The organism is Sphingomonas sp. CCH9-E2 (assembly GCF_001557215.1).
Taxonomy (GTDB): Bacteria; Pseudomonadota; Alphaproteobacteria; order Sphingomonadales; family Sphingomonadaceae; genus Sphingomonas.
Genome location: NZ_LSJM01000069.1, coordinates 1 through 5,444 on the forward strand (window position 1 = coordinate 1; position 5,444 = coordinate 5,444).

The 5,444-nt window shown below is 69.9% G+C and carries 6 protein-coding genes; 3 read left to right on the forward strand and 3 right to left on the reverse strand.

Going from position 1 to position 5,444, the window contains the following annotated elements; genetic code table 11:
- A partial coding sequence (gene rsmI, locus AX681_RS03835; protein ID WP_066681848.1) for a 16S rRNA (cytidine(1402)-2'-O)-methyltransferase occupies nt 1–858 on the reverse strand: 858 nt, incomplete at its 3' end.
- Between the two features lie 11 nt (nt 859–869).
- Between rsmI and AX681_RS03840 the strand changes: the two genes are divergently transcribed.
- A complete protein-coding gene (locus AX681_RS03840) occupies nt 870–2,069 on the forward strand; it encodes a penicillin-binding protein activator (protein WP_066664377.1) in 1,200 nt (399 codons plus the stop codon).
- A gap of 162 nt (nt 2,070–2,231) precedes the next feature.
- Here AX681_RS03840 and hemW read toward each other — a convergent pair whose 3' ends face one another.
- Nucleotides 2,232–3,371: a radical SAM family heme chaperone HemW gene (gene hemW / locus AX681_RS03845; protein ID WP_066664375.1), complete on the reverse strand. Its 1,140-nt coding sequence runs from the start codon at nt 3,369–3,371 to the stop codon at nt 2,232–2,234.
- 39 nt (nt 3,372–3,410) lie between these two features.
- Here hemW and AX681_RS03850 point away from each other — a divergent pair, with 39 nt between their 5' ends.
- On the forward strand, nt 3,411–3,977 hold the full coding sequence (locus AX681_RS03850) for a CAP domain-containing protein (RefSeq protein ID WP_156456032.1): 567 nt from the start codon (nt 3,411–3,413) through the stop codon (nt 3,975–3,977).
- Between the two features lie 119 nt (nt 3,978–4,096).
- Here AX681_RS03850 and AX681_RS03855 read toward each other — a convergent pair whose 3' ends face one another.
- Complete coding sequence (locus tag AX681_RS03855; protein WP_066681854.1) at nt 4,097–4,762, reverse strand: hypothetical protein; 666 nt, start codon at nt 4,760–4,762, stop codon at nt 4,097–4,099.
- Between the two features lie 89 nt (nt 4,763–4,851).
- Here AX681_RS03855 and AX681_RS03860 point away from each other — a divergent pair, with 89 nt between their 5' ends.
- Nucleotides 4,852–5,340 (forward strand): DUF892 family protein, encoded by a 489-nt coding sequence (locus tag AX681_RS03860; RefSeq protein WP_066664083.1) that lies wholly within the window; start codon nt 4,852–4,854, stop codon nt 5,338–5,340.
- Nucleotides 5,341–5,444 lie beyond the last annotated feature (104 nt).

Genomic DNA, 5,444 nt, shown 5'->3' on the forward strand with positions numbered 1-5,444 from the left:
CCCGACCCCTCCCGCAAGCGGGAGGGGAGATTTCATCTCCATCGCCCGCGCATACAGCACCTTGCGGTCCAGCCCGAGCCGCTTGGCGACCTCGCCCGCCGCCTTCGACACCGGCAGCCGCGTCAGCGCCTCGGCGAGCGCCGCATCGGCATCCTCGGCGCTCGCCGGCGCCGCCTCGCCCGGCGGGGCGACCACCACGACGATCTCGCCCTTCGGCCCGCCCTCGGCATAGCGTGCCGACAGTTCGGTCAGCGATCCCGTCACGCATTCCTCGAACTTCTTGGTAATCTCGCGCGCCACCGCCGCCTCACGGTCGCCCAGCCCCTCGGCCAGCGCCGCCAGCGCCGCCGACAGCCGCGGCCCGCTTTCATAGAAGACCAGCGTCGCGCGCACCCCGGCGATCTCGGCAATCGCCTCCGCCCGCGCCTGCCGCTTGCTCGGCAGGAACCCCATGAACAGGAAGCGGTCGGTCGGCAGCCCGGCCAGCGTCAGCGCCGCGATCCCCGCGCACGGCCCCGGAATCGTCGTCACCGGATGCCCCGCCGCGCGCGCGTCGCGCACCAGCTTGTATCCGGGATCGGAAATCAGCGGCGTCCCCGCGTCCGACACCAACGCCACCGCCTCACGCCCCATCCGCGCGACAAGCCCCGGCCGCACGGCTTCGGCATTATGGTCGTGATAGGGCGTCATCGGACGCTTGGCGCCAAGGTGGCGGAACAGCCCCGCTGTCACACGCGAGTCCTCAACCGCAACCACATCGGCGTTCAGGAGTATTTCAGACGCACGCGGGGAAAGATCGCCGAGATTGCCGATCGGCGTCGCGACGATGTAGAGGCCGGGCTCGAGAACAGAAGTCATTGCGGAACGTCATGGCAGAGGCAGCAGCGAAACGCCAACCGGGCATGTCGCGGATCATTCGGGGAATCGTCATCGGCGCCGCGCTGGCGCTGTCCGCCTGCGTCCGCCCCTCGGCCCCGCCGCCGGAGCCGGTGCGCCCGGGCCCGACCCAGCCGGTCCGCCCGACCACCCCGCCGCCGGTTCGCCCCGGCCTGCCCGAGGCCGATACCGAACGGCACCGCGTCGCGTTGCTCGTGCCGCTGTCGGGCACCAACGCCGGGATCGGCCGCAGCCTCGCCAACGCGACACAGCTCGCGATCCTCGATCTCAAGGCGGACAATGTCCGCATCACTACCTATGACACCGCGCTCGGCGCCACCGCTGCGGCGACCCGCGCCCTCGCGGACGGCAACAAGCTGATCCTCGGCCCGCTGCTCGCCGAAGACGCCCGCGCCATCGCCCCGCTCGCGCGCCGCGCCGGAGTGCCGGTACTCAGCTTCTCGAACGACACCGGCGTCGCCGGCAACGGCACCTATGTGATGGGCTATACCCCGGCCCAGTCGATCGAGCGCGTGGTCGATTATGCGCGGCGCAGCGGCGTCACCGAATTCGCCGGTCTGATGCCGACCGGCCTCTATGGCGACCGCGCCAGCACCGCGTTCCTGCGCGCGGTCGAGGGTGCGGGGGGCAAGGTCACCGCGCTCGAAACCTATAATCGCGGCGCGCCCGCAATGAACGCCGCGATCGCCCGCCTCGCGCGCTCGCCGTTCCAGGCGGTGCTGATCGCCGACAGCGCCAGCGGCGCAGTCACCGCCGTCCCCGGCATCCGCCGCGCCAACGCCAATGCGAAGGTGCTCGGCACCGAATTGTGGAACAGCGATTCGGCGGTGGGCGGCATGACCGCGCTCAACGGCAGCTGGTTCGCCAGCGTGTCGGACACGCTCTACCGCACCTATGCCAACAAGTATCGCGCCCGCTTCGGCGCAGCGCCCTATCGCCTGTCGACGCTCGGCTATGATTCGGTGCTGCTGACCGTGCGCATCGCGCGCGACTGGCGTCCGGGCGACGCCTTCCCGACCGCTCGCCTCAGCGACGAGGGCGGCTTCGGCGGCATCGACGGCGCGTTCCGCTTCGGCCGCGACGGCGTCGCCGAACGCGCGCTGGAGGTGCAGGAGATTCGCGGCGGCACCACCGTGACGGTGTCGCCTGCACCGCAGGGCTTCGGGCGGTAAAATCCTCCCCCAGCGTGCTGGGGGGAGGGGGACCGCCCGCGTAGCAGGTGGTGGAGGGGCGGCCGCGCAGACGACCGTAAACTGCTCGGCAAAATTCCGCCCTCTAGGGGGCGGCCCCTCCGTCAGCTTCGCTGCCACCTCCCCTGCTGCGCAGGGGAGGAATTACAGAACCACCTCCCGCAAGATCCCCTCCAGCACCGGCATCCCGGCGTCCGTCACCCGCAGCCGATCGCCCTCGCGCACGATCAACCCGTGCGCCGCCAGCCGCTCGACAGCGACAAGATCGACATAGCCAGCCCCGATCCGCTTGAGATCGACCCCCTCGGCCAGCCGCAAGCCCATCACCAGCGCCTCGGTCGCGCGCTCGCCGGGCGACAGCGCAACCTCCTCCTGCATCCCATGCCCGTTGCGCGTGACGGCGTTCAGCCAATTCTCCGGCTTCTTGTGCCGCGTCGTCGCATGGCCGGTGCGTCGCCCATGCGCCCCCGGCCCGACCCCGGCATAATCGGTATAGCGCCAGTAGCTGAGGTTATGCCGGCTCTCCGCGCCCGGCCGCGCATGGTTCGACACCTCGTACAGTGGCAGCCCCGCCGCGCCGGTCAACGCCTGCGTCACGTCCCACAGATCCGCCGCCGCGTCCGAATCCGGAATCACCAGATCCCCCTTCGCCGCCAGCGTCGCAAAGCGCGTCCCCGGCTCGATCGTCAGCTGGTACAGCGACAAATGCTCGGTCCCGAAGCTCAGCGCTTGGCGAAGCTCCGCCTCCCAGTCCGCCATCGACTGCCCCGGTCGCGCATAGATGAGGTCGAAACTCACCCGCCCGAAATGCCGCTGCGCCGTCGCCAGCGCCCCCAGCCCCTCGGTCACGCCATGCGCGCGCCCCAGAAACGCCAGAGCTTCATCGTCCAGCGCCTGCAGCCCCAGCGACACGCGGTTCACGCCCGCCGCCGCCAGATCCGCGAACCGCGCCGCCTCGACCGACGACGGATTGGCCTCCAGCGTCACTTCCAGATCGCCCTGTGGCGTCCATGCCGCCACCGCCGCGTCGATCACCGCCGCCACCGTCTCGGGCGGCATCAGCGACGGCGTGCCGCCCCCGAAGAAGATCGACCCCAGCCGCCGCCCGGGCAGCAGCGCCGCCTCATGCGCCAGGTCGGCGAGCAGCGCCTTGCGCCACGCATCCTGGTCCACCACCTCGCGGACATGGCTGTTGAAATCGCAATAGGGGCATTTGGAGACGCAGAACGGCCAGTGGACATAAAGCGCCAGCGGAGCCGCAGCGTTGGGTTCGGAACCATTCATGTTGCGCGCGCTATGCGCGGAAACGAGGTTTTCCGAAAGATGCTGCTCCTCCCCCTCCTGCTCCTCGCCGCCTGCTCGCCCCAGAGCGAAGCGCCCCAGCACGAAGAACCGAGGCAGTTCGTCGAGCGCCGCGAGTCGCTCACCCCCGCCCCACGCGGTGCCGAGCGCCTGCGCAGCGCGATGCTCGACGCGCACAACGCCGCCCGCGCCGCGGTCAAGGTTCCGCCGCTGAGCTGGGACGATGGCCTCGCCCGGGACGCCGCCGCCTATGCCCGCACCCTCGCCCGCAGCGGCCGGTTCGAGCATGCGCAGCAACCACGCGGTCCCGCGGCGCAGGGCGAGAATCTGTGGAAAGGCACGCGCAGCGCCTATCGCTACGAGGAAATGGCCGGCCATTGGGTCGCCGAACAGCGCGACTATGTGAACCGCCCGATCCCGAACATCAGCCGCACCGGCCGCTTCGTCGATGCGGGCCATTACGCCCAGATCGTCTGGTCGCGCACCACCCGCGTCGGCTGCGCTCTCGCGAGCAATGCGCGCGAGGATGTGCTGGTCTGCCGCTACGCCCCGGCGGGCAATGTGGTGGGACAGGTGGCGTTGCCATAACTTCGATCGTCACCCCGGCCCCCGTGCCGGGGTCCACCCATCGGCGATCGCATCGTGTAATGATCCGGCGGAGGGAAGCATGGCACGGTGGCCCCCGGAACAAGTCCGGGGTGACAATCCTAATCCGCCCGCCCCGACCGCGCCTTCATCCGCTCCACCCGCGCGAACGAAGCCTCCCCGCGCCCGAACAGCTGGAACTTCGGCGTCCGCCCCGCCGCCTCGTCGGCCTCCAGCCGCCGCTCCAGCTTGCGAACGCCGAAACTGCCTTTCATGCAGCACACGCACCCGCAGGGCGGCGATCCATTCGTCCCCGGCATGTACCGCCACCCGGTGACCTGCGGCAGCATCTTGAACCGCAAAATCTCCCCCCGCGCGATCGGGCGCGCGATGGTGACCTGAAACCCCTCGGGCGAGGACGGCAGCGCCCGCCTGCGCTGCACCGCCTTCGAAGCCTTGTCCGCCAACCGCGCCGCGACCGGATCGCGCTGCTCGGCCGCGAGCATCAACGCCACCGCCTCCGCTGCACGCATCGCCACCGGGGCGCCGTTGAAATGCGACACCTCGACCATCTCGTCATCGGGAATGCGGAAATAGACGCCCGCGATCGTCCCGCCGCCCAACCGCCGCAGCTCGCGCAGCCATTGATGCGCAATGTTGAACGCGCGGGTGACCGGCAGCGCATAGATGCGGTCGCGCCGCCACCCGTCCCGCTTCACGAACGCGATTCCCCCGCGCCGGATGCCGGGCAGGTTGCGATGGCTGGTGAGGTGGACGAATGTCGCCATGTCGACAGCCTATCGTGCCATCGCCACCCTCACCAGCACATGACCGATTTTATCAGGGACCGCAGCGTGTTGATGCGCGTTCTGCAGATATGGCCGACACCGCTACTCCCACCGCCCTGCTGATCGTTGCGCTTCAGGATTTGCACGATGCCGAACTGGCATGGATCGAGCGGTCGGCCGAGCTGCAGCGCAACGCGTCCTACCGGATCGCCAGCTATCTCGCCGAAGAGGCGCGCGCGGCGCAGGCGCAAGCCGGACGCCTGACGTCTGCTATTGCAGCGCTCGATGGCGAGGTCGAAGGCCCGCCCAATATCTGGCTGCGCGCGATCCTCGATGATGCCGCGCGCGACGCGGAGACCATCGCCCCCGGCCCGCTGCGCGACACCGCGCTGGTCGGCGCGTTCCGCAAGGGCAAGCAGGCCGAACGGGTCAGCTACGAAACCGCGATCGGTCTCGCCCGGCGCATGAACCATGACGATCTCGTCCGCACGCTCACGGTCTCGCGCGACGAGGAGGCGCGCACCGATGCGGCGCTGGTCCTGCTGCTCGACACCGTCCTGCGCGATCTGCCTGTATAAAGTCGGTTTCAGCTTCGCTGAAACGGCACCGGCCCGCTCCCCCACTCGACCACCCAACGACAGTGTATTCTATGGGTGGCCGGGTGGGGGAGCGGGCCGGTGCC

Bases quoted from the DNA above. Each gene is read 5' to 3' on its own strand.
- AX681_RS03840 (WP_066664377.1), top strand. From the start codon at position 870: ATGGCAGAGGCAGCAGCGAAACGCCAACCGGGCATGTCGCGGATCATT.
- hemW (WP_066664375.1), bottom strand. From the start codon at position 3,371: ATGAATGGTTCCGAACCCAACGCTGCGGCTCCGCTGGCGCTTTATGTC.
- AX681_RS03850 (WP_156456032.1), top strand. From the start codon at position 3,411: ATGCTGCTCCTCCCCCTCCTGCTCCTCGCCGCCTGCTCGCCCCAGAGC.
- AX681_RS03855 (WP_066681854.1), bottom strand. From the start codon at position 4,762: ATGGCGACATTCGTCCACCTCACCAGCCATCGCAACCTGCCCGGCATC.
- AX681_RS03860 (WP_066664083.1), top strand. From the start codon at position 4,852: ATGGCCGACACCGCTACTCCCACCGCCCTGCTGATCGTTGCGCTTCAG.